Source organism: Flintibacter hominis, assembly GCF_014287965.1.
In the GTDB taxonomy this organism is placed as follows: domain Bacteria; phylum Bacillota; class Clostridia; order Oscillospirales; family Oscillospiraceae; genus Lawsonibacter; species Lawsonibacter aceti.
Genome location: NZ_JACOPO010000010.1, coordinates 55,903 through 75,041, shown reverse-complemented (window position 1 = coordinate 75,041; position 19,139 = coordinate 55,903). Strand labels below are relative to the sequence as shown.

At 53.1% G+C, this 19,139-nt stretch carries 33 protein-coding genes, 1 tRNA gene and 1 pseudogene; 10 read left to right on the top strand and 25 right to left on the bottom strand.

Features of this window, described 5'->3' with window-relative positions; all coding sequences use genetic code 11:
• Positions 1–88: 88 nt before the first annotated feature.
• The 14 genes from H8S11_RS12465 to hfq all read right to left on the bottom strand — a co-directional run bounded on the left by H8S11_RS12465 (position 89) and on the right by hfq (position 6,581).
• Entirely contained in the window at positions 89–391 is a 303-nt protein-coding gene (locus H8S11_RS12465; protein WP_186853343.1) for a hypothetical protein, read from the bottom strand.
• Positions 392–402: 11 nt separating this feature from the next.
• On the bottom strand, positions 403–777 hold the full coding sequence (locus H8S11_RS12460) for a RusA family crossover junction endodeoxyribonuclease (protein ID WP_186853342.1): 375 nt from the start codon (positions 775–777) through the stop codon (positions 403–405).
• Positions 768–965, bottom strand: coding sequence for a hypothetical protein (locus tag H8S11_RS12455; protein WP_186853341.1), 198 nt, complete (start codon positions 963–965; stop codon positions 768–770). Before H8S11_RS12455 ends, H8S11_RS12460 begins: the two co-directional genes overlap by 10 nt.
• Before the next feature lie 10 nt (positions 966–975).
• Entirely contained in the window at positions 976–2,241 is a 1,266-nt protein-coding gene (locus H8S11_RS12450) for a DnaB-like helicase C-terminal domain-containing protein (protein ID WP_186853340.1), read from the bottom strand.
• Entirely contained in the window at positions 2,222–2,926 is a 705-nt protein-coding gene (locus tag H8S11_RS12445; RefSeq protein ID WP_186853339.1) for a hypothetical protein, read from the bottom strand. The genes H8S11_RS12450 and H8S11_RS12445 overlap by 20 nt, the downstream gene beginning before the upstream one ends.
• Before the next feature lie 14 nt (positions 2,927–2,940).
• Positions 2,941–3,366 carry a single-stranded DNA-binding protein gene (locus H8S11_RS12440; RefSeq protein WP_186853338.1) on the bottom strand — a complete coding sequence of 142 codons (426 nt, stop codon included), beginning with the start codon at positions 3,364–3,366 and terminating at the stop codon, positions 2,941–2,943.
• A complete protein-coding gene (locus tag H8S11_RS12435; protein ID WP_186853337.1) occupies positions 3,356–3,823 on the bottom strand; it encodes an HNH endonuclease signature motif containing protein in 468 nt (155 codons plus the stop codon). The genes H8S11_RS12440 and H8S11_RS12435 overlap by 11 nt, the downstream gene beginning before the upstream one ends.
• 40 nt (positions 3,824–3,863) lie before the next feature.
• The gene (locus H8S11_RS12430; RefSeq protein WP_186853336.1) at positions 3,864–4,190 is read right to left on the bottom strand and encodes an HNH endonuclease; all 327 of its coding nucleotides are present in this window, start codon (positions 4,188–4,190) and stop codon (positions 3,864–3,866) included.
• A 1-nt stretch (position 4,191) separates the two neighbouring features.
• On the bottom strand, positions 4,192–4,533 hold the full coding sequence (locus H8S11_RS12425; protein ID WP_186853335.1) for a hypothetical protein: 342 nt from the start codon (positions 4,531–4,533) through the stop codon (positions 4,192–4,194).
• Entirely contained in the window at positions 4,530–5,165 is a 636-nt protein-coding gene (locus tag H8S11_RS12420) for a hypothetical protein (RefSeq protein ID WP_186853334.1), read from the bottom strand. The genes H8S11_RS12425 and H8S11_RS12420 overlap by 4 nt, the downstream gene beginning before the upstream one ends.
• 13 nt (positions 5,166–5,178) lie before the next feature.
• Positions 5,179–5,664 (bottom strand): siphovirus Gp157 family protein, encoded by a 486-nt coding sequence (locus tag H8S11_RS12415; RefSeq protein WP_186853333.1) that lies wholly within the window; start codon positions 5,662–5,664, stop codon positions 5,179–5,181.
• A gap of 12 nt (positions 5,665–5,676) precedes the next feature.
• The gene (locus H8S11_RS12410; protein ID WP_186853332.1) at positions 5,677–5,850 is read right to left on the bottom strand and encodes a hypothetical protein; all 174 of its coding nucleotides are present in this window, start codon (positions 5,848–5,850) and stop codon (positions 5,677–5,679) included.
• Positions 5,851–6,018: 168 nt separating this feature from the next.
• A complete protein-coding gene (locus H8S11_RS12405; RefSeq protein WP_186853331.1) occupies positions 6,019–6,321 on the bottom strand; it encodes a hypothetical protein in 303 nt (100 codons plus the stop codon).
• Between the two features lie 29 nt (positions 6,322–6,350).
• Positions 6,351–6,581: an RNA chaperone Hfq gene (hfq, locus tag H8S11_RS12400; protein WP_186853330.1), complete on the bottom strand. Its 231-nt coding sequence runs from the start codon at positions 6,579–6,581 to the stop codon at positions 6,351–6,353.
• Between the two features lie 237 nt (positions 6,582–6,818).
• Between hfq and H8S11_RS12395 the strand changes: the two genes are divergently transcribed.
• Positions 6,819–7,280: a hypothetical protein gene (locus H8S11_RS12395; protein WP_186853329.1), complete on the top strand. Its 462-nt coding sequence runs from the start codon at positions 6,819–6,821 to the stop codon at positions 7,278–7,280.
• A gap of 278 nt (positions 7,281–7,558) precedes the next feature.
• Positions 7,559–7,756 (top strand): KTSC domain-containing protein, encoded by a 198-nt coding sequence (locus H8S11_RS12390; protein WP_317246494.1) that lies wholly within the window; start codon positions 7,559–7,561, stop codon positions 7,754–7,756.
• Here the strand turns inward: H8S11_RS12390 and H8S11_RS12385 are convergent.
• Together H8S11_RS12385 and H8S11_RS12380 are read right to left on the bottom strand one after the other, a co-directional pair.
• Positions 7,753–7,896 (bottom strand): BC1881 family protein, encoded by a 144-nt coding sequence (locus tag H8S11_RS12385; RefSeq protein WP_186853327.1) that lies wholly within the window; start codon positions 7,894–7,896, stop codon positions 7,753–7,755. The two genes, H8S11_RS12390 and H8S11_RS12385, sit on opposite strands and share 4 nt — an antisense overlap.
• A gap of 15 nt (positions 7,897–7,911) precedes the next feature.
• Positions 7,912–8,106 carry a helix-turn-helix domain-containing protein gene (locus tag H8S11_RS12380; RefSeq protein ID WP_186853326.1) on the bottom strand — a complete coding sequence of 65 codons (195 nt, stop codon included), beginning with the start codon at positions 8,104–8,106 and terminating at the stop codon, positions 7,912–7,914.
• 124 nt (positions 8,107–8,230) lie between these two features.
• Between H8S11_RS12380 and H8S11_RS12375 the strand changes: the two genes are divergently transcribed.
• A complete protein-coding gene (locus tag H8S11_RS12375; protein ID WP_186853325.1) occupies positions 8,231–8,653 on the top strand; it encodes a hypothetical protein in 423 nt (140 codons plus the stop codon).
• Between the two features lie 254 nt (positions 8,654–8,907).
• On the opposite strand, the gene H8S11_RS12370 is transcribed toward H8S11_RS12375, so the two are convergent.
• Complete coding sequence (locus H8S11_RS12370; RefSeq protein ID WP_186853324.1) at positions 8,908–9,099, bottom strand: helix-turn-helix domain-containing protein; 192 nt, start codon at positions 9,097–9,099, stop codon at positions 8,908–8,910.
• 124 nt (positions 9,100–9,223) lie between these two features.
• On the opposite strand from H8S11_RS12370, the pseudogene H8S11_RS14310 reads away from it, so the two are divergent.
• Positions 9,224–9,298: pseudogene (locus H8S11_RS14310) on the top strand (hypothetical protein); the annotation flags it as partial.
• On the opposite strand, the gene H8S11_RS14005 reads toward H8S11_RS14310, so the two are convergent.
• Entirely contained in the window at positions 9,262–9,462 is a 201-nt protein-coding gene (locus H8S11_RS14005) for a hypothetical protein (protein WP_243201050.1), read from the bottom strand. The pseudogene H8S11_RS14310 and the gene H8S11_RS14005 overlap by 37 nt on opposite strands.
• Before the next feature lie 67 nt (positions 9,463–9,529).
• On the opposite strand from H8S11_RS14005, the gene H8S11_RS14000 reads away from it, so the two are divergent.
• From H8S11_RS14000 to H8S11_RS12350, 4 genes are all read left to right on the top strand, one after another.
• Positions 9,530–9,913, top strand: coding sequence for a LexA family protein (locus H8S11_RS14000; RefSeq protein ID WP_243201049.1), 384 nt, complete (start codon positions 9,530–9,532; stop codon positions 9,911–9,913).
• Between the two features lie 42 nt (positions 9,914–9,955).
• Positions 9,956–10,834, top strand: coding sequence for a KilA-N domain-containing protein (locus H8S11_RS12360; protein WP_186853322.1), 879 nt, complete (start codon positions 9,956–9,958; stop codon positions 10,832–10,834).
• 144 nt (positions 10,835–10,978) lie between these two features.
• Complete coding sequence (locus H8S11_RS12355) at positions 10,979–11,389, top strand: PH domain-containing protein (protein WP_186853321.1); 411 nt, start codon at positions 10,979–10,981, stop codon at positions 11,387–11,389.
• Between the two features lie 261 nt (positions 11,390–11,650).
• Positions 11,651–12,736 (top strand): site-specific integrase, encoded by a 1,086-nt coding sequence (locus H8S11_RS12350; protein WP_186853320.1) that lies wholly within the window; start codon positions 11,651–11,653, stop codon positions 12,734–12,736.
• Between the two features lie 197 nt (positions 12,737–12,933).
• On the opposite strand, the gene H8S11_RS12345 is transcribed toward H8S11_RS12350, so the two are convergent.
• Positions 12,934–13,020, bottom strand: a tRNA-Leu gene (locus H8S11_RS12345).
• A 319-nt stretch (positions 13,021–13,339) separates the two neighbouring features.
• On the opposite strand from H8S11_RS12345, the gene H8S11_RS12340 reads away from it, so the two are divergent.
• Positions 13,340–13,900 (top strand): manganese efflux pump MntP, encoded by a 561-nt coding sequence (locus H8S11_RS12340; RefSeq protein ID WP_147570878.1) that lies wholly within the window; start codon positions 13,340–13,342, stop codon positions 13,898–13,900.
• Between the two features lie 31 nt (positions 13,901–13,931).
• On the opposite strand, the gene H8S11_RS12335 is transcribed toward H8S11_RS12340, so the two are convergent.
• From H8S11_RS12335 to H8S11_RS12310, 6 genes are all read right to left on the bottom strand, one after another.
• Positions 13,932–14,681 carry a GNAT family N-acetyltransferase gene (locus tag H8S11_RS12335; protein ID WP_186853319.1) on the bottom strand — a complete coding sequence of 250 codons (750 nt, stop codon included), beginning with the start codon at positions 14,679–14,681 and terminating at the stop codon, positions 13,932–13,934.
• Entirely contained in the window at positions 14,674–16,893 is a 2,220-nt protein-coding gene (gene recD2 / locus H8S11_RS12330; protein ID WP_186853318.1) for an SF1B family DNA helicase RecD2, read from the bottom strand. The genes H8S11_RS12335 and recD2 overlap by 8 nt, the downstream gene beginning before the upstream one ends.
• Before the next feature lie 65 nt (positions 16,894–16,958).
• The gene (locus H8S11_RS12325) at positions 16,959–17,291 is read right to left on the bottom strand and encodes a hypothetical protein (protein WP_147570881.1); all 333 of its coding nucleotides are present in this window, start codon (positions 17,289–17,291) and stop codon (positions 16,959–16,961) included.
• 75 nt (positions 17,292–17,366) lie between these two features.
• Entirely contained in the window at positions 17,367–17,864 is a 498-nt protein-coding gene (locus H8S11_RS12320) for a COG2426 family protein (protein ID WP_147570882.1), read from the bottom strand.
• An 8-nt stretch (positions 17,865–17,872) separates the two neighbouring features.
• Positions 17,873–18,412, bottom strand: a complete 540-nt coding sequence (locus tag H8S11_RS12315; protein ID WP_147570883.1) for a GNAT family N-acetyltransferase — start codon at positions 18,410–18,412, stop codon at positions 17,873–17,875.
• Positions 18,413–18,417: 5 nt separating this feature from the next.
• Positions 18,418–18,642, bottom strand: coding sequence for a helix-turn-helix domain-containing protein (locus tag H8S11_RS12310; protein ID WP_186853317.1), 225 nt, complete (start codon positions 18,640–18,642; stop codon positions 18,418–18,420).
• A 91-nt stretch (positions 18,643–18,733) separates the two neighbouring features.
• Between H8S11_RS12310 and H8S11_RS12305 the strand changes: the two genes are divergently transcribed.
• Positions 18,734–18,961, top strand: coding sequence for a hypothetical protein (locus tag H8S11_RS12305; RefSeq protein ID WP_186853316.1), 228 nt, complete (start codon positions 18,734–18,736; stop codon positions 18,959–18,961).
• The last annotated feature ends 178 nt before the right edge of the window (positions 18,962–19,139 follow it).

Below are 19,139 nucleotides of genomic sequence, written 5' to 3'. Positions count from 1 at the left end.
CGGGAATGACTTGTCCCACTCTATGCTATACGTCTGATGGCCTCTCTTTTCAAACGCCTTACTTACAGAGCGTGTTCCTGCAAATAATTCAAGTAGCTTCATCCAGCATCTCCATCTCCGCCGCACTCAGGATCGGCGCGCGGGTGTTCCAGGCGAGGCGGGCGGAAGCTTCTGCCCACTTCTTCCTCAATGCCCACCGCCTCAGTTCCATCCAGCAATCCTGGCATTTAATTGCTGCCAAATATCCCATATCCCCAGACGGGACTCCGCACTTTTCAAAGCAAACCATGCTGGCTTTTCCGCCGCACATACACGGCAGCAGCACCCCCGCCTCCGTCAGCCGTCTGGCCGCCTCGTGGTCGCCCAGCAGGGCGGCCTTCTCATCCTTCACGATATCTCCTCCTATGGTTTTTTTCCTGGTTCCTCGATCTCGATCTCTATCCTTGGCTTTCCCTTGTCCACAGCGAAGCTGTCAGAAAATCCTTCGATATTCTCCCAGCCGTCATTCCTCAGAACACCCATCTTCACTAAGGCGTCCTGGATAACCTTCCGGCCAAAGCTGGAGATGTTGTCCTTGTCCCGCCTCCGGTTTTTTTCCACCCAGAGGTATCGCATGAACACAGGCTCCCGCAAAGGCGTTCTGATTTGACGTCTAAGAGCTATGATTACCGATGTCTGGCAATCCCGTTTCAGTTTTGCCCCCTTCTGCCGGTGGCCCCGTTCCGCTTCTATGTACTCGTTGAGACCAGGCAGAGAAAACGGGATGATCAGCCGCATGTTTTCCTCCACCACTTTTCACGCAGTGGCTCTTGGGCTATAACGATATTTTCCACTGCTGGCGGGGCCTTGTATGCCTCCAACACAATTCGAAGCGCCTGCGCAACTTCCCGATGGTCTTCCGCGAAGAATGTCCCGGCTTGAATCAGCGCCTCTCTCCGTCTGATCTCTCCCTCTATCAGCTCCATTATTCGTGCCCTATCCATTCTTCATCTTCAACTCCCATGTGTAACATTTTGACGGGCTTCCATCAGCCTGGTAGAACCGCTTAGACGCTTCGTTGTAATCAAGCCGCACCCGATCCCTCGCTCCAAACTCTCTATTCTTCAGCACGGTCAGGAGTGTAGAATATCCGACCTCCCGCACCTTCTCCTCCGGTACCCGCTCGACCTTGAACACGTTGTCAGCCCGGTTTGTAATATCCGCGCTCCCACCTACATCGTCCGCTTCAATCGGGCCGTCCGTTTTCCTGGGATGCGCCACCAGATGCACATGGACATCCAGCCGCTTTGAAAACGCCACCAGCCTCCCGGCAAATGAGGACTGCGCCCTCCAAAATCCAATTTGCTGCTCGTTCTTTAGTTCAGCCGTCATGATGTTATCTACCAGAAACGTGTCACACCCATACCTCCGGTTGGCATACTCGAAAAGTTTGAGAATGTTGTCCTCGTCATGAGCATTCTTCTGCTGAATGTCCGTTAAAAACAGCATCTTGTCCCACCACTCGTTGATTGCCAGTATAACCCGATCCTCAACATCGTACATAACTCGGCCCGTCCGTTGGTCCTCCCGCCGCCGGGTGTGGAGATAACCCGCCGCCTGCTGGAGCAGCCCAAGTTTAAACTGCTCCTTTGGAAGCTCCCCAGAGTAGGCGCAGACGCAATGGCTTTGGTTCACCGCGTCTAACAATATCTGTCCCAGAATTGTGCTCTTGCCCTCCCCACGCTTTCCGGTCCAGACGGACAGCTCTCCGCCTACAAAGCCTCCAATGGCCCGGTCCAGGTCAGGGATACCGGACACCACCCGCTTGGCGTTTTTCCGCTGTGTTGTGTCCACATCCGCCAGGTTGAGCAATCCTTGAGTGGGCAGCTCCTCCGCGTTGAGCAACAGCCGGTCAATGGCTTTCAGGCCGCCCTCCTCCCGCAATGACCACACCGTCTCGCACCCCAGGAAGTCACGTGGCGCTGGTACCATCACCGGGATGGGCACTCGCGCGGTCAACTGCTCCGCCGCCTCATCCTGTGCGGCACCAGGTGGGATCGCCAGCAGGATATACGGGAACTGAGCCAGCCACTCCGTCCATCCGTTGACCTCAGACCAGGGTGCTGTCAGCGATTTGCACACCGCGTTGATCCTCACTGCGTCCACGTCCTCCGCGTTCCGTACCCACCAAAGCCCCGTGGGCTGGGATGGGTCTATGAACTCAGGACGGAACAACAGGGCGTCATTTGGCCCAGTAATCATCCTCTCCCTCCCCCTTCCGCTTGTCTTCCACCGCGTCCCAGTCGGATAAACATCGAACTCCTTGAGCCAGCTTATTTCGCAGGATCGCCCGGATATATGACCAGGACGTTTTTTTCTCATCCAGGGCAATATCAAACGCCCTTTGACAGCACTCCGGCCCCATCTGCTCCACATAGCCCTTTAGCTCATCAAGGCTCTGTTGTGACGGATTGGCGTTGATTTTATCCAGGTACGCAGACATGACGGTAGCGATGGCATCGCGCGTGCGTGCGGAGGATGTTTCCTGTTCTAACGATAAGTTATCTATATACGATGATGATGTTCCATTTCCTAAAGGTAATACCATGGTATTACCACTGGACATACCATCGTCATCCTTTTGTTTATTCCACCGCTTTGCCACATTCTCTCTCTGCCGTTGAGAGTGAGCCTCCCGTTTTTTGATCTCCTCATCCATGCGGCGGTTGAACAGCTTGCCGTCCTCGTCCGTCTCAAACTTCCCACGGACCTCCTCAGACAGCCTCCCGACCGCACGGGCTACCTCCCCCTCCGTCATGTGCCCCCGCTCCCTCTGGAGGCACAGGAGGGTGATGTACTGGCCACGCTCCTTCATATTCATCAGAGCCGCCCCGCCCAGGAAATCGGATGTGTAGAACAAAACGGCGGGGTCTTTGTTCTTTGCCATCTTATCTCATCCCCTTAAAACGGGAGTTTTCCGTCATCATCGGCCAGTTCAGAAAAGTCGTCCTGCTGGGGCTCCGGCGCTCCGTAGTCCCCGCTGGTGTTGGAGGTGTCCCCGCTCCGCTGAGAGTCCCCGAAGTAGATATGGTCGGCTACCACCTCCGCGCTGGTGCGCTTGTTGCCGTCCTTGTCCGTCCAGTCACGCATCTGGAGCCGGCCCTCCACAACAGCCATACGTCCCTTAGTAAAATAGCGGCTGACAAACTCCGCCGTGTTCCGCCAGGCCACCACGTCTATCCAGTCGATGGCTTTCTCGCCGGTCTGCTTGTCCTTAAAGTCCCGGTCCACCGCCAGACGGAAGGAGACCACGGGATTTCCTCCCTGAGTGTGGCGAAGCTCCGGATTTTTCGAGAGTCTTCCTTGCAGCACGATTTTATTCAGCATGTTTAAGCCTCTTTCTTCTAATTTTTTCCTTTGTTTCTTCTGAGTGATGAGTCCCGGTATGGTGAAATACTGTATGAGCGCCAACAGACATAAGGCATAGATTTTCAATTCTGTTGTCTGTTTTATCCCCGTTAAGATGATGAACGCAGCATCCAGATGGAACAGGAACCCCAGTCTCTTTTTCCCACACATAGATATGCTCCATAACATATCCGCCTGCATCTGCCCTCAAATGCTCAGGCACGAGGACCTGCCGATATCCCTTTGCTGTGTATTTAACTCCGCCTTTCCAGTTGCTTGCGTTTTCACGCCTCCGTGCCTCAGATCTGTTTATAAATTCGATGTTCTTATCTTTCCTAAGCCCGAGTTTATACGCTTTCTTATAGATTCCTTGCTTTGATTTTTCTGGGATCATACTAATAAGCACCGAATTTGATACCTTGTTATAGTTTTCCAAAAGTATGGACACTTCCCGGTCCGTCCAAGTTCTCACCGTCTCACCCCCATTTGTGATACCTCACTTTCTCCTCGGTCCAGTCAGGATAAAAGCCTCTGAGATAGTTGATGATGTATGCCCTGATGTCCGCCTGGGAATGGAACCCCAGAGGCCGCAGACGGTCCATAAACAGCCCCTCGTCGAAAGCGTAGTGGCAGGGGCCGCACAGGGTAACGATGTTCTCCACCACCCCCATGCCGCCCTGGGAGCGGCGCACCACATGACAGTGGGGGCCTCCCGGAGCGCCGCAGAGGATACAGGTGGCGGGGCCGTGGGTGCAGTCCCGCGCGGCCACAGCGGCCTTGACACGGGCCGGGATGTCCGTCATTTTAGTCTGCCGGTGCATGGCCCCACTCCCTTTCTATCTGTGCGTCCAGAATGCGAATCTGGAGCTTATATCCGTTTACAGCCTCCAAAGCTGATTTATAGACTACATCCGCAACGTCCCGGTTGAATTTAAGACCGGCGATGGTACGGTCTCCCCGACATACGTCAGAGATGATAGTTACAGGTGTTCCCTTATCCCGCTCCAGCAGGATGCATTTTGCCAGCTCTACCCGATAGTCCTGCTCCGCCTGGGCATAGGCGGAGCCTCGGCTCCTTAGCTCCTTAATGGCGGCATCCAGCATCTTGAACTTCTGCCACAGCTCGTCCATCAGGTTGTCTCTCATCTGCGGTCACCTGCGTCGCCGTGTCTGGCCTCCAGGACAGCCTCATTCATGGTATTGGCCCTATCCTGCTCCTTCCTGGCACAGTCGATACAGATCGGCCGCCCATATGCCTCAATGGACTTCCTAGCTGCATCAGATGCTGAAATGATTGTCCCATCCTGTTTTCGGATTCCTTTGATACTTTTACCGCATAAAGCGCACACTGGAATGGTGTCGTACTTGCTCCGGCCGGCGGCCCAGTAGACATCCGCACCCATGCCGAGGGCCTTTGCCGCCACCCCGATGGCATCAGTAAGCGCCATCTTATAGCACTCATCGGAGGTATACAGACCGTTGCGCTCCTTTGCGATGAAAGAGGAGCCGCCAGTGCCTGGTATTCCATCCGACCACTCACCGTTTTGTTTGTAGTAGAGCATGATGTCCATAAAAGCGGACACTTCATCGTTTGCGCCCCGCTCCATCCACTCGCGCTCGATGGTGTACTTCCAGCCTATCCCACAAGGTCCGAACCGCTCCGTGAGGCACTGGATGCGCCACATGGGGTTTATGTCTGTAAAACCGTTGAGCCGTCCGCCATTGATTTGCTTTTTCGCAGACTCAGGGACTGTCCGCACGGAATTGAAAATTTCCATGTTGTCCATCTTCTCACCTTACCTGCATATTGGTCCGTTCCACAAGCACAGCCCCTGGGATATCAACTCCTCCTTTAAGTAGGTCAGTAACAGCCCGCTTGTCCACCGAGGGAGCCGCATATACCACCATGTCAGGGTGTCCATTACTGTCCAGCCATTCCGCCAACGAGGTGGTATCCTCTACTTCCAGGGCAGTAGACTTCCGGTAGCTGATGGAACACCGGGCAGTCTGAAACTTCTCGCCACAAAGAGCCTCACGCAAATAGTCTTTCAGTCTGGCCGCCTTTGCCTCTGTCCGCTGCCGACGCTCCTTCAGAACTACTTCTTCCTCCTTGATGGCCTTTGCGTCAGCAGTCAGGTTTTTGATCCACAGGGCCATATTCTCCAACTTTACTTCCCGCTCCATTTGGAGGGCGGCGAACGCATCATAGTCCATCAATTCCCCACTTTCAGGGTCTACTAGCGCCTGGATGGCGCTGTCGATTTCATACAGTGTCATCTGATTACCTCCTCAAAACATAAATCCTGCCAGCAGGGAGCACATAAAGATCATGCTAGACACCACCAGGCACCGCCTCACAATGCGGTTCATGCGTGCCTCACGCTCCCGGCGGCACTGATAGCAATATTCTCTAGCGTCGTGGTTTCGCTCCACCAGAGAGCGTCCGTCCTCAATGTACTTCACTTTTTCCGCCTCCTATCCCATATATCCCAAATGATTAGAACCATTGCCACAATGATACAGGCGTATGCGCCCATAAACAGGAAGGTATTCAAGGCTTGTCCTCCCTCCCTTGCTTCCAAATAACCGCAGCCTCAACCTACCTCAAAGGACTCTAATAGCTCAAAAGATTCAGATATTTTTGTCCTTCCCTTCTATCACCGCAGCCACATCCTCCGGTGTGATACCGTGGTATTCCACACCCCACATTTCACAAAGTTGCCGGTCGTTTAAAAACTTGGGGATATAAAATAGTCCCTCTTCAAAGGTACAGGTCCTTGGTATCCTGACTCGGCGATATGTAGTTGACCGGGCATTCGGCGCCCGCTTTGCCAAGTCGTCAATCGTTTCCGCCCTGCGCTCCAGGCCGTAGAATACTGCGGCTCTGAACACCCGCTCCATCCGTTGGACCGGGGTTTCTTTCAATTTCGGCATAAAGGCCCCTCCTCTCTATCTCGGAAATCTCAAAACTCTGTTTGTTCTAGCAGGATGGGACGAGCTGGAACAATGGTAGAAATGGCGTGCTTGTAGATGATCTGCTGTTTTCCATCACTGTCCAGGACTACGGTGAAGGCATCGAAGGCAGAAACGGTTCCCTGCATCTGGTAGCCATTCATCAAAAACACGGTGACGGGTTGCCGCTCCCGGCGGAGCTTGGTCAGCAAAATTTCCTGCAAGTTGTTTTTCTCTCTCATAGCAATCGTCCTTTCAAAGATGGATGTAAAAAAGTCGGGATAACTTCCTGACGGTTTCGGCCTCCTCCGCCCGCCGTTCTACAAGCTGTCGGGGCTTATTCCCTGGCAGGCCTCACTCCCGCCCTCACGGGCGGTTTTCTTATGCTCCTTGGTCCTCGGTGATGCGCTGGTCGGGGTGCTTTTTATTGTCCCTCCCGCTAGAATATGGTAGTATGTGGTCGAAAGGGGATGATCCATTTGATGGAGTGGATAACATTCGGTATTGCAGTTGCAGGTTTTTTGATGTCTCTAGCAACATGGATTCTCACATTTTTATCTCAAAGAAAAAATATAGGAATCAGAATTACAGAATGTAAATCGGATGACGAAATTACGCTTTGCTTTGTCCATATTGAAAATAAATCTCGACTTCCGATTGCTATCACACGAATTGTTTTGCTGTCTGGAGAAAATGAAGTAGATTGCGTCCCCTTCCCGACTTGGGTTTTGGATGATACCCGAAGAAGCGGAAAAGAAATCATATCAAGGAAAAGTTATTACTCAATGCAAATGCCAATCGCTATATCTGCCCTTGGAGCTGTGAGCGGATACGTTCTTTTTCAATCAGATCAACGTATGCTTCCAGATGATGCCAAGCTTCTGAACTTGAAAGTCTATACCAATCGGGGCCTGACAAAAATATGGTCAATTCCACTTTGATTGGAGAATTAACACCGCCATACATCTCTCGGATTTGATATGTTATCGCCCTCCCCTCCTTTTCATGTTCCCTAGTCGTCGGACCGTTTGAATAGCGTTTCCTGATCCATGTCGGGGAAGAATTTTTCCAGTTTCGGAACTTTTCTTCCTGTATATTGTATAGAACAAATTTTCTATACAATATATTGATTTTTGTCGTCGGATATGGTACAATTATCCAAGAAGGGTAACTGTTTCTTGCCCTCCATTTTCAAGGAAAGGAGAAATGCCTTTTGAACATGGTTCCTGTCAGTTCCACTGATATTTCCAGCATCGGGTATGAAAATGGGACTCTCTACATCTCATTTCATAAAGGCGGCACCTATGCCTATTTCGGCGTCCCCCAGTCTGTATATACCGGCCTCATGTCCGCAGGGTCTCATGGGAAATACTTTCACACATTTATCAAGGGCAGGTATGGATACACCAGAGTCTAATCTATAACTACCAGCACCACCGCAGGGCCGTTTACTGAGACCGTCACATCTTGGTACGGTTCTGCGGTGTGTTTTTCTACTCCTTCCCTGTGGCTCAATTCGGCCACCAGATCACAGGTCTTTACGTTAGATAGGTTCATGGGAATCGCCTCCTTTCAGTCATCTAAGAACAGCTCGTATGGAACGCCAATACACTTACAAAGGGCTTTGTAATCCTCCACTGTCAGTGGAGATTTTCCGTTCAGGACGTTACTCAATCGTTGGGCTGTCCATCCGCACTTCTTAGCAACAAAAATCTGCTTAATACCGTGAGCTTCCATATACGCCTTGATAACAGGTCCGACTTCCATCCCTCTCACCCCCTCCCCTATTTACCGTCCCGTTTTATTGGACAAATTCTTTACTTTCCTGATTGTGACTTCGTTTCGTTGATTCCTATGGTTAACTTTGGTACAATTAAAATGAGGTGATTGTATGATCAGGAATCAAACAGATTATCGGAAAGCTATGTGTAAAATGATTCGAAAAATTCAAAATGCTAGTAGTGCAGAAGAAATTAATGATTTAAACATGAGCATTGAAGATGCGGAAATATTGAATGACTGTATAGAAAACGGATTTGTTCGAGGCAGAACTTCATATCGAAATCATAAGGGAGAAGAGATCGAACTTCGTACTATGGACGGAAAAGCACATTCGGAGATTTTTAACACAGTAATTACGCTTAAAGGTCTGGAGTTTCTAAAGCCAGATAGGACAAAAACGAAGGCCAATTTGGCTATTATCATTTCTGCTATAGCCGGAGCGGTTTCTCTCGGCTCTCTCTTGGTTTCTGTTCTGGCGAACCTGGATAAAATTATTAGAAACCTGGAGATTCTGAACGACCTACTTTTTTAACTTCTACATTCTTTCCAATGTCCATTTCAACCCGCTCGCACAAAAGGGAAATAGTTGCTTTTGGGCGATATGGGCCCTCTATTTTGACTTCACATGACAGACATTTATCGTTAATGCAGACTCCATTAAGATAGATGTCTGTTTTCCCATCTATAGAGCGAATTATTAAACCGGATTTCTCTTCTGGTCTTAACATCTTACTCACCCCCTCCCCTTCTTGTTTATGTACTCCTCAAAATCTAGCCGACTAGACTTCAAGGGGAAAGAAAATCACTAACCTTCACATCTAAGGCTAAAGCAATTTTTTGGAGAGTATCAGTTGTCGTTACCGCATCCGGGTTATTCTCCAAATTGGAGATTGTTGGCCTAGAAACACCAGATTTCTCGGCTAATTCCTCTTGAGAAATACCTTTTTCTTTCCGAATGCGCTTTATGTCTAACTTCATCTTATCACCTCCTTGCCCGTAGTATAGTCGACTAGATTCATTTTGTCAAGTGGATTTTACGATTTTTCTTGACTTTCTTACTTTCCTCCGTGTATAATGCACTTGACAAACGGGAGGTGAATGTATGACGCTTGGAGATATTATCAAGGAATATCGGACTTCTCACGGCCTTAGCCAAGATATTATTGCAGAGCGTTCGGGACTTAGTAAAGCATATATTTCTATTTTAGAACGAAATCGAAACCCTAAAACAGGAGAACCACCGATTGCTACTCCTAAAACAATCAATGCTATTGCATTGGCAATAAATAGCGATTTTGACACTATATTTTCAAAACTGGATTCAAATTTAAAAATATCCATCGGGGAACAACTCCCTCAAGCATCTATCCCCCGTCCCCTTCCTCCCAACATCACTGCTCTCCCAACCATGAAGGAGTGGCCGGTGCTGGGGGCCACGGCCTGCGGCAAGCCCCTCCACCGGGAGCTGCTGGAGGAAACCGTTATGGCCCCGGCAGATATCAAGGCGGACGTGGTGTTCCGCTGCGTGGGTCACAGCATGATTAACGCCCGGATTTTTGACGGCGACGCCGTGTTCATCCACATCCAGCCAGAGGTGGAAAACGGACAGATCGCCGTGGTCCGCATCGGGGACGAGTACACCCTGAAGCGGGTATATGTGTACGGGGACTGTGTGGAGCTCCGGGCGGAGAACCCAACGGTCCGAACGATTACAGTCCGGGGGGCAGAACTGGACCCGGACAACTTTGAGATTGTCGGCCTTGCGGTCGCTTTTTTCAGTACTGTTTTTTAACCCAACCACCGGAGGGTGGAAAAGATAGAGAGGAGGTTGACCGTGTCTGCAAAAAAAGTAGAAAGCGTGATTCATGCTGACGGTGTGGATATTTCTGTGGTAACAACCGTTGGGGGCGAGGATGATTATATCTCGCTGACGGATATTGCAAAACATAGAAACCCAGAATTTCCGGCTGATGTCGTAAAGAATTGGATGAGGCTCAGAAGCACCTTAGAATTTTTGGGGCTGTGGGAAGAACTAAATAACCCCAATTTTAACATGGTCGATTTCGACCAGTTTAAAAATGATGCAGGCTCTAACGCATTTGTTATGTCCCCACAAAAGTGGATCAAAAGCACCAATGCAATCGGACTTATTTCCAAGTCTGGCCGCTATGGTGGGGGGACTTTTGCTCACAAAGATATTGCCTTTGAATTTGCTTCCTGGCTCTCACCTGAGTTCAAGCTGTACATCATCAAAGACTACCAGCGTCTCAAGGAGGATGAGGGGCACCGGCTCGCCCTTGACTGGAACGTCAAAAGAATACTGGTCAGCGCAAACTATAAAATTCATACAGACGCAATCAAGGAAAATCTTATACCGCCAGAGCTTTCTAAGCAACAGCAGGGATATGTATATGCAGATGAAGCCGACCTCTTAAATGTTGTACTATTCGGAAAGACCGCAAAACAATGGCGCATAGAAAATCCAGGCATTAAGGGAAATATCCGGGATTACGCAACAATTGAGCAACTTCTTGTCTTGACCAACTTAGAAAATCTAAATGCCTACTTGGTCAATCAAGGTGTGCCCCAACCAGAGCGCATGAAGAAATTGCGTGCCACAGTGGTCTATCAGTTGAAAACTCTTTCAGAAGGTAAGGGAGCAAGAGAGTTGAACTATATGCACAATCAGTTAAAACTCCCTGTCGATGAATAAAAATCCCTGCCCAGCACTTGCAACACTGAACGGGGGAGTAAAAGGATAATTACCTGGTGCCCCAACCGCCGGAAGGCGATAAATATAGAGAGGAGAATTACTACGGGACTAATTGGTAAGTTGGGCGGCTCTTTGGCTTCCGGTATGCTCGGTAATATGAGTGAGGTGTCTGTAGAGGATTTGACAAAAGAATACGGCGCATACTTGATGGAAGGTGAAACGATTCAAACTGGCTTCCGTCTTGTGCGTGACGTGTTACTGTTCACAGACAAGCGCATCATCGATTTTGACAAGCAGGGGGCTACTGGCCAAAAGATGCGGGTGGATTCCATCAACCTGTCCAGCGTTATCCACGTTTCCGCAGAGACTTCCGGCTTTGGGCTGGATGACAGCGAGATCAATATTTCGTACATCACCTCCCCCTACTACAAGGCAAATACTGGCGTGTCTGTCAGTGAAAAAAAATTTGAGTTCCCCAAAAAATACAATATCCAGGTGCTGTATAAGCAGTTGCAGGAGATTGCCTACGAAAACCACGAAAATCTGAACAAATAAAACTGCTCCCCGTTGTCGTGCATCCATGTCCTGGAACCATGTGATATTATCTAATCATATTTTTGGGGGATGCAGCCATCGAAAGGCCCTAGCGGCCAAATCCGCCGATGTATTCGGATTTGGCATGAAAAAAACCGCCCCGGACTCCTACCTCCGGGACGGCAACGTGCAAACGAACCCCAAACCGCTAAATCCAAGGCACCTTTGCGCCCTCATTGTATCATACATAGGTACGTTGGTGCAAGAGAAAGGAGAAAAAACATGGCCACCGCTAAACAGCTTCCCTCCGGCTCCTGGAGATGCCAAGTCTATGCTGGCACCGCACCTGATGGAAAACGTCAGTACCGTTCTTTCACTGCCTATACTAAGAAGGAAGCGGAGTATGCCGCCCTGGAGTGGCAGCTCCACTACCGGGAAATATCTAGGGACTCTTCTAATATGACCTTAGCCGAGGCGATGGAGCGATATCTGGCCTCTAAAGACAGTATATTGTCACCATCGACCGTCAGGGGCTATGACATCATACGCAGGAGGCACCTGCAAGGGCTCATGCAAATCCGCCTAAATCGATTGACACCATCTATGATCCAGGAAGCATTCAATATAGAGAGCAAGCCCTATACTGATAGTCAGGGCCGAGTCCATATGCCCACCCCAAAGTCTGTACATAATATTCATGGGTTCTTTTCTGCTGTTCTACGGGAGTATCACCCAGCTTTGCGTCTAAATATCACCCTTCCGCAAAAGGAATTGAACGAGCAGCAATACTTAGAGCCTGAGCAGGTAGGTAAGCTTTTACGGGCAATCAAAGGATCAGAAATGGAAGTCCCTATACTTTTGGCACTCTGGCTTAGTCTTCGATCTTCTGAAGTCACAGGTCTGACCTGGAAATATGTAGACTTTACACACAACACTATTACGGTTCGTCAAGCCAGAGTAAGGAATAAAGAAAATCAGTGGGTCGAAAAGTCTACCAAAACGACCTGCTCCACACGCACTCTCCATGCGCCTGAGTATATCATGGAACTGCTAAAGGCCAGCAAAGGCAATGATGGCCCGGAGGATCATGTAGTCAAAATCAAAGGAAATTGTTTACTTCAAAGGCTCAAAACAATCCTGCGCAAAAATAATCTTCCTCTTATCCGCTTTCATGATTTGCGGCATACCAATTGCAGTTTAATGAGTGCTCTTGGGGTACCAGAAAGATATATGATGGCCCGCGGTGGCTGGTCAAGTCCGCGGGTTATGCGCTCGGTGTATGACCATACGATGCGTAGTAAACAGAATGAGGTCGACCAAAAAATCGATAGATGTTTTTATCAGCTTATGAAAGAGGAGGACGCCTGATTTTAATCGCCCCCCTATCAATCTGTGTGATATTTCGTGTTGCATGATTGTTCGGCGTGTGATATTTACTTGCCTTTTTTCTCGTTAGAGTGTAAAATATGGAAAAAAGCAAGGGAGGGAGCAATCACCAAATCCCTTGTGCCGCAACGTTTTCAGGAAAAATGAAGAAACCAGGCCTTTTCAGACCTGGTTCTTCTTGGTGCGCGAGGCGGGAGTCGAACCCGCACGCCCTTGCGAGCACTGGCACCTGAAGCCAGCGAGTCTACCAATTCCACCACTCGCGCATCCGATTCAGTTGGCGCTGTACTGTTCAGCGCAAGGGTTATATTACCACAGCCGCTTCCATCTGTCAACACTTTTTCTTCATTTTTTTCAGTCATGGAAAGGAAGTCCAAAAAATAGGTTGACAAGGGACGGCCGGTCATGCTATGGTTAGATTCCAAGTAAGGGAGTAGTCGGCGCATGAGCGTGGCCCGGTCAACATACTGATGGGGATATTGCCCTTCTGGCCGGACCTGAAACGATGAGACTTGCCTGTTCCGCAACAGGCAGGTCTTTTTTCTATGCTCGGCCTGTGCCGGTCTATCAGGGTAGGAGGTCAATATGAGTTTATTCGAGCTGTTCATTCTCGCCGTGGGCCTGTCTATGGACGCTTTTGCCGTTTCGGTGTGCAAAGGTCTGTCAGCTGGTCATCTTCGCCCGGTCCATAATCTCACCTGCGGTCTCTATTTCGGAGGCTTTCAGGCCATGATGCCGCTGCTTGGCTGGCTGCTCGGCATCCAGTTCCAGGCCTTCATCTCCACAGTGGACCACTGGATCGCCTTTCTCCTTTTGTCCATCATCGGTATCAACATGGTGCGGGAGTCCCGTGAAGAGAGCGAGGACGTAGACTGCTCCTTCTCCTTCCGCTCCATGCTCCCTCTGGCGCTGGCGACCAGCATCGACGCGCTGGCGGTGGGGGTCACTTTCGCCTTTCTTCAGGTGGATATCCTGCCCGCCATCACCTTCATCGGTCTGACCACCTTTCTTCTGTCCGCTGCGGGGGTCCAGGTAGGCGCTCTCTTTGGCGCCCGCTTCCGCGGTAAGGCGGAGCTGGCGGGGGGGCTGATCCTTATGCTCATGGGAATCAAAATACTCCTTGAGCATCTGGGCATCCTGGGGTAAATATCGCTGCTGATTGGCCAGCTTCGGGCTCTCACGGAACAGGAAGGCCCGGAGCCGGCCTTTCCATGTTTAAATAGGCCCGGTAGGCCCCGGCCAGGCGATAGCCCAATTTTTGAGCCAGGTGGGCGGATCGCTTGTCATGGGCGTCCCAGCTGGGATATAGCCCCCGGTCCAAACAGTCCAAAATGAGCCGCGCCCCACAGGCGGTGGCCAGTCCTTTTCCCCGCTGGTCCGGCCGGGTATCGATCTCAATTTCAATCCCGTCCCGGTATACGGCGTAGGAGGAGGCTCCCGCTACCAGTTCCCCTCCGCACAGGACGGCCACCCCTATCCCCCGTGCCTCGTAATCCAGTCCGTCCTCAAATAGGGCGCACAGATCCCTGCTCCAATCCTCTTTCATGGCCTGTGTATAGAGAGCGCCGTCCATCGGCCGCAGTTCAAATCCCGTTGGCGGACCGGCATAGCCCTCCAGCTTGGCTCGGCAAAAGGAGCTTGGATCCTTCTCCGTGGCGTACCGGGTCCAGGGTATAATCTTCGCCCCCCAGACCTCCTCCAGCAGACAGGCCCATCCCTGGTCTCCGGGGACCAGGATAGACGCTTCCGCTTTCTGGGCAAGCGCCCTGTCCGGGCGGCCGGCGAAAAAGGCGAAATCCCCGATCAGGGCCGCCGCGGAGGCGGGCTCTTCCCCGCCTTCCACCAGCACCTGTCCCATACAGCCCTGGAGGCAGGACCACACCATGGTTTCCGGCCAGCCTTGAAAGAGCGCCGCCGCTTTATTCATTCCTTGTCCAGCTCCCTTCCGCCAACCGGGCCCTTAGGCCAGAGTACCGCCGGGTCTGGCGGTCATTGGCCACCATCTGGGCCACTGTCCCCTGGTCCCCTACAATGATAAACAGCTCCCTGGCGCGGGTAATCGCGGTATACAGCACGCCCCGGGTCATGAGCATAGGTGCCCCCTCCAGCGCAGCCAGGATGACCGCCCTGTACTCGCTGCCCTGGGCCTTGTGTACTGTCACAGCAAAGGCGGGCTCCAGCTCTCCCAGCATATCTGGAGTGTACTCTACCACCTTGCCGTCAAAGTCCACGGTGATGATCTCCCCCTGAATGGAGCGGATCACCCCGATGTCCCCGTTGAACATCCCCATGCCTGATGAGGTGCCCCCCTCCTCCCGCCAGAGGATATCGTAGTTGTTCCGCACCTGCATCACCTTGTCCCCGGCGCGGAATACCCAGTCACCGAACCTGCGCTCCCCCTTGTCCTCCCGGGGCGGGTTCAGGGCCTGCTGCAACACCTGGTTCAGCGCCCGGGTCCCTGTGCCCCGCCGCCGGGTGGGCGACAGGACCTGGATCTGGTCGGCGGGAATCCCCATCCGCTCGGGCAGACGGCGGCGGCAGAGATCCACAACGGTATCCAACACGCTCTGGGGGTCCCGACGGGACAGGAAAAAGAAATCGCTGTCGTTGGCCCGCAAGTCAGGCAGTTCTCCTCTGTTGACCAGATGCGCGCTGCGGACAATGGCGCTCTGAGCGGCCTGACGGAAGATCTCCGTCAGCCGGACAGTGGGCACCACCTTGCTTCGGATGAGATCGGCAAACAGGTTGCCAGGCCCCACCGAAGGCAGCTGGTCTGGATCGCCCACCAGCACCAGGCGGCAGTCCCCCTCAAGGGCATCCAGCAGGGCGGCCATCAGCGGCACGTCTACCATCGAGGTCTCATCCACGATGACAGCGTCTGCCTGGAGGGGTGCGTAGGAATTTTTTGCAAAGACCAGCCGGCCGGAGTGGGGGTCAAAGCCCGTCTCCAGCAACCTGTGGATGGTAGACGCCTCTGTTCCGCACAGCTCACCCAGCCGCTTGGCCGCCCGCCCCGTAGGGGCCGCCAAGGCGGTCTCTAGGCCCATTCTGTCAAACAGGTCCAGTACGCCCCGCAGGCAGGTGGTCTTTCCCGTACCCGGCCCGCCGGTCAAAAGCATGACCTGCCGCTCCGCGGCCAGCTCCACAGCTTGGCGCTGCTGGGGGGCGTATGTGATGCGCTGCTCCCGCTGGATGCGGTCGATGAGCCTGTCCAGCCCATCGGGCGGAAGGAGCCGGCTGGCGCTCATCTCCCCCAAACGCTGGGCGATAAAGGCTTCCGCGTCGTGGAGGGCTGGAAGATAGACCGCTTCCTGTCCGGCGATACGCTCCAGCTCCGCCTCTCCCCGGTCCAGCAGGGTGGTCAGGCAGTCCTCCAGCATCTGGCAGGGCACCTCCAGCAGTACGCCCGTGGCCTCCACCAGCTTGCGCCGGGGCAGGAAGGTGTGCCCGTTGTTCAGGTTATTGTGGGCCATCTCAAAGAGGAGCCCGGCCTCCAGACGCAAGGGGTCCTCATGGCCCACCCCCAGGGCCAGAGCCAGGCCGTCCGCCTGGGAGAATTCCACCCGGAATTCCTCATTGACCAGCAGATAGGGGTTGGCCCGCACCACCTCCAGCGCCACGTCGCCGTAGGCCCGGTGAAGGAGGGCTGCCAGCTCCAGAGGGAGCTGATGCTCGGTCAAAAACTCCACCAGCCGGCGGGTGCCCATCTGCTGGCGGAAGGCCTCTCCGATCTGGCGGGCCCGCTTGGGTGAGATGCCTCTTATTTTCGTAAGCTGGTCCGGGTCGTCCTCGATGACTGTCAGGGCCTCCTCCCCGAACTCCTCGATGACCAGCCGGGCGGTGGCCTTTCCGATACCCTTCACAGCCCCGGAGGACAGGTAATGGAAGATCTCCTTCAATCCCTGTGGCAGTCGGCGCTCCACTACCTGGGCCTTGAGCTGCACCCCATAGGTAGGGTGGCGGGTCCAGCGGCCCCGGACAGATAGGTATTCTCCGGGGGCCACACCGGGCATGGTGCCAACTACGGTGACCTCCTCATCCCGTACATCCAGCTTCAGGATGGTGTAGCCGTTGTCCTCGTTCTGGTAGATGACCACGGAAACGGTGCCCTCGACCAGCTCTAATTCCCGCTGTTCCATGGCGTCGTTTCCCTCCTTTGCATCTCCTGATATTGGATAGGGGCGGCCTCCGGCCGCCCCCTGGTTCAGCTCCTCGCTATGTAGTCCGGCAGGTCAGAGGCTGGCCACAGCACTACCCCAGGCCAGCGGGCCGTCAGCCGCAGGGCCAGCTCCCAGCCCTTGGGGGTCAGGCCCAGGTCAGCGATGATAATGGGGCAGTCCAGCAGTCCCAGTCCCCGGAGCCACATAAAAGCCCGCAGGGTCTGCTCCAGGTCCTCCCCCTCCCCCCGGCCGGGGATGAGCACCCGCACTCCCTGACCCGGCATAGGACGAAACAGGCGGCCAAAGAGCCACCAGGCCACAAAGGCCAGTCCCAACACACATACAGCCGCCAGCAGGGTATCCCATATCATCTCCACAGAGCAACACCTCCGGGCCATCCTATGCGGAAGGCGGGCCGCTGGTGTTTCCCTCCGACCCTTCTCTGCCGTCCGCTACATGGTGCCGGAGAATAGGTTGATCCCTACATGGGTCAGAGCCAGCATGATACACCCGGCGGTCAGCACGCCCATGACCACAGCGGGCAGGGCTTTCCTCAACCGCATCCCCAAAAAGGCGGCCGCCAGAGAGCCGGTCCAGGCCCCGGTACCGGGCAGGGGGATGGCCACAAAGATCCACAGTCCCAGATACTGGTATTTCTGGACCTTCTGCCCCTTCAGGTGGGCCTTCTTTTCCAGCTTGTCCACCAGGCCGTTAAGCCTTGGCATATACCTGCGCATTAGCTCAAAGATCCGGCGGATGTAGACGATGATAAAGGGGGCGGGGATAAGGTTGCCCAGGACCGCCGCCGGGAACGCCAGGTAATAGGGCAGGCCGAGAGCCACCCCGAAGGGCAGGCCGCCCCGCAGCTCGATGATGGGGACCATAGACACCAGCATGGTGAACAGGCATTTGCCCCCAGTGGTGTCGGTCAAGAACTGGAAAATATCCATGGAACACCTCATTGTTCGTCCGTTTTACAGTCCGCCATCACGGTGTCCCGCAGGCAGACCCAAAACGTCTCATATGTCCCCCTGTCCCAGGGGGTGGGATAGGTCATCACCGTCAGGGGATGACCTTTGAATTGGGGGCGGTAGGGCGGATGGACATGGAGAAAGGGATTCTCCCAGAAGCCAGCCCGCTGATAAAAGCCCTTTCGGCGGATGGAGAGCTCGTCCACCGGCGGATCGATCTCCAGCACCACGCTTTTGCCCCTGCTGTTCAACAGCTCCAGAGCCCTGGCTCCCAGCCCCTGGCCCCGGAGGGCTGGATCGGTAGCAAAGTGCTCCACATAGGAAAAGCCCTCCTCCTCCCAGTGCAGAAGAATCCCCACAAAGGTTTCTCCCTCCCAGATAACATCGAAGTGATATTCCGGATGGGACAACACTCGCTCCTGCTTCTCTCGTGTACGCTGTTCGTGGAGAGGAAAACTGATTGTATACAGGGCAAAGGCGCGGTCAAAGGCCGGATGGTCCGGGGAGGTAATCCGTTCAAAAGTCATTTGTCTTATTTCCTTTCCTCTGTACGTCCCAATAGATAGTCGGTGGTGACGCCAAAGAAGTCGGCTAAAAAAATCAGAGTAGTAGCTGAAACATTGATTCGACCATATTCCATCCTCTGATAGTTTCGGTCAGTCATATTCATGAATTCTGCCATCTCAATCTGCTTCAAGCCTTTTTCTTTTCGCAGTGATTTCAAGCGCTGTCCAAATCTCTGTAAAATATTTTCCATAAAATTCTCCTTTTCCCTCTTGACAACACATAATTTGTCGTGTATCATCTAGTTACACCACAAAATATGTCGTATTTCGAGGAGAATCACAATGTCAGATCTCATGAAATGGATGTACGCCCATTATATCAGGTCCTACATTGAAAGCCAACCCAAGGATGATGGGGAAACCATGTGGTTTGATCTGTTGGAAAACGAACTGGGCCCCCTCCAACGGGAATCTCTGGAAGCGGTGACCGCTTTTTTTGCCGTGCAGGGCTTTCGCCTCGGTCTCAAAACGGGGATGGCCCTGGCCGGGGACCTTGAGACCATCCCCTGACGGCCGGAGGGGCCCACTAGCAGGCCGCCGCCTTCTCCGGCGTGCCAGCGCGGACGATGGTCCCGCCGCCGTCGCCCGCTCCCATCCCGGCGGGCCGGGATGGGGACCCTTATCATTAAAATCCTCGGCGGAAGTAAATTCCGCCTCCGGAAATTCTCCGCCTTCGGCTCCGAATTTT

Excerpts from the sequence above, each read along its gene's own strand:
- H8S11_RS12460 (WP_186853342.1), bottom strand. The coding sequence starts at position 777 with ATGCGGCTGATCATCCCGTTTTCTCTGCCTGGTCTCAACGAGTACATA.
- H8S11_RS12455 (WP_186853341.1), bottom strand. The coding sequence starts at position 965 with ATGGAGCTGATAGAGGGAGAGATCAGACGGAGAGAGGCGCTGATTCAA.
- H8S11_RS12450 (WP_186853340.1), bottom strand. The coding sequence starts at position 2,241 with ATGATTACTGGGCCAAATGACGCCCTGTTGTTCCGTCCTGAGTTCATA.
- H8S11_RS12445 (WP_186853339.1), bottom strand. The coding sequence starts at position 2,926 with ATGGCAAAGAACAAAGACCCCGCCGTTTTGTTCTACACATCCGATTTC.
- H8S11_RS12440 (WP_186853338.1), bottom strand. The coding sequence starts at position 3,366 with ATGCTGAATAAAATCGTGCTGCAAGGAAGACTCTCGAAAAATCCGGAG.
- H8S11_RS12430 (WP_186853336.1), bottom strand. The coding sequence starts at position 4,190 with ATGACGGACATCCCGGCCCGTGTCAAGGCCGCTGTGGCCGCGCGGGAC.
- H8S11_RS12425 (WP_186853335.1), bottom strand. The coding sequence starts at position 4,533 with ATGAGAGACAACCTGATGGACGAGCTGTGGCAGAAGTTCAAGATGCTG.
- H8S11_RS12420 (WP_186853334.1), bottom strand. The coding sequence starts at position 5,165 with ATGGAAATTTTCAATTCCGTGCGGACAGTCCCTGAGTCTGCGAAAAAG.
- H8S11_RS12415 (WP_186853333.1), bottom strand. The coding sequence starts at position 5,664 with ATGACACTGTATGAAATCGACAGCGCCATCCAGGCGCTAGTAGACCCT.
- H8S11_RS12405 (WP_186853331.1), bottom strand. The coding sequence starts at position 6,321 with ATGCCGAAATTGAAAGAAACCCCGGTCCAACGGATGGAGCGGGTGTTC.
- hfq (WP_186853330.1), bottom strand. The coding sequence starts at position 6,581 with ATGAGAGAGAAAAACAACTTGCAGGAAATTTTGCTGACCAAGCTCCGC.
- H8S11_RS12390 (WP_317246494.1), top strand. The coding sequence starts at position 7,559 with ATGGTTCCTGTCAGTTCCACTGATATTTCCAGCATCGGGTATGAAAAT.
- H8S11_RS12385 (WP_186853327.1), bottom strand. The coding sequence starts at position 7,896 with ATGAACCTATCTAACGTAAAGACCTGTGATCTGGTGGCCGAATTGAGC.
- H8S11_RS12380 (WP_186853326.1), bottom strand. The coding sequence starts at position 8,106 with ATGGAAGTCGGACCTGTTATCAAGGCGTATATGGAAGCTCACGGTATT.
- H8S11_RS12375 (WP_186853325.1), top strand. The coding sequence starts at position 8,231 with ATGATCAGGAATCAAACAGATTATCGGAAAGCTATGTGTAAAATGATT.
- H8S11_RS12370 (WP_186853324.1), bottom strand. The coding sequence starts at position 9,099 with ATGAAGTTAGACATAAAGCGCATTCGGAAAGAAAAAGGTATTTCTCAA.
- H8S11_RS14005 (WP_243201050.1), bottom strand. The coding sequence starts at position 9,462 with ATGGATATTTTTAAATTTGAATCCAGTTTTGAAAATATAGTGTCAAAA.
- H8S11_RS14000 (WP_243201049.1), top strand. The coding sequence starts at position 9,530 with ATGAAGGAGTGGCCGGTGCTGGGGGCCACGGCCTGCGGCAAGCCCCTC.
- H8S11_RS12355 (WP_186853321.1), top strand. The coding sequence starts at position 10,979 with ATGCTCGGTAATATGAGTGAGGTGTCTGTAGAGGATTTGACAAAAGAA.
- H8S11_RS12350 (WP_186853320.1), top strand. The coding sequence starts at position 11,651 with ATGGCCACCGCTAAACAGCTTCCCTCCGGCTCCTGGAGATGCCAAGTC.
- H8S11_RS12340 (WP_147570878.1), top strand. The coding sequence starts at position 13,340 with ATGAGTTTATTCGAGCTGTTCATTCTCGCCGTGGGCCTGTCTATGGAC.
- H8S11_RS12335 (WP_186853319.1), bottom strand. The coding sequence starts at position 14,681 with ATGAATAAAGCGGCGGCGCTCTTTCAAGGCTGGCCGGAAACCATGGTG.
- recD2 (WP_186853318.1), bottom strand. The coding sequence starts at position 16,893 with ATGGAACAGCGGGAATTAGAGCTGGTCGAGGGCACCGTTTCCGTGGTC.
- H8S11_RS12320 (WP_147570882.1), bottom strand. The coding sequence starts at position 17,864 with ATGGATATTTTCCAGTTCTTGACCGACACCACTGGGGGCAAATGCCTG.
- H8S11_RS12315 (WP_147570883.1), bottom strand. The coding sequence starts at position 18,412 with ATGACTTTTGAACGGATTACCTCCCCGGACCATCCGGCCTTTGACCGC.
- H8S11_RS12310 (WP_186853317.1), bottom strand. The coding sequence starts at position 18,642 with ATGGAAAATATTTTACAGAGATTTGGACAGCGCTTGAAATCACTGCGA.
- H8S11_RS12305 (WP_186853316.1), top strand. The coding sequence starts at position 18,734 with ATGTCAGATCTCATGAAATGGATGTACGCCCATTATATCAGGTCCTAC.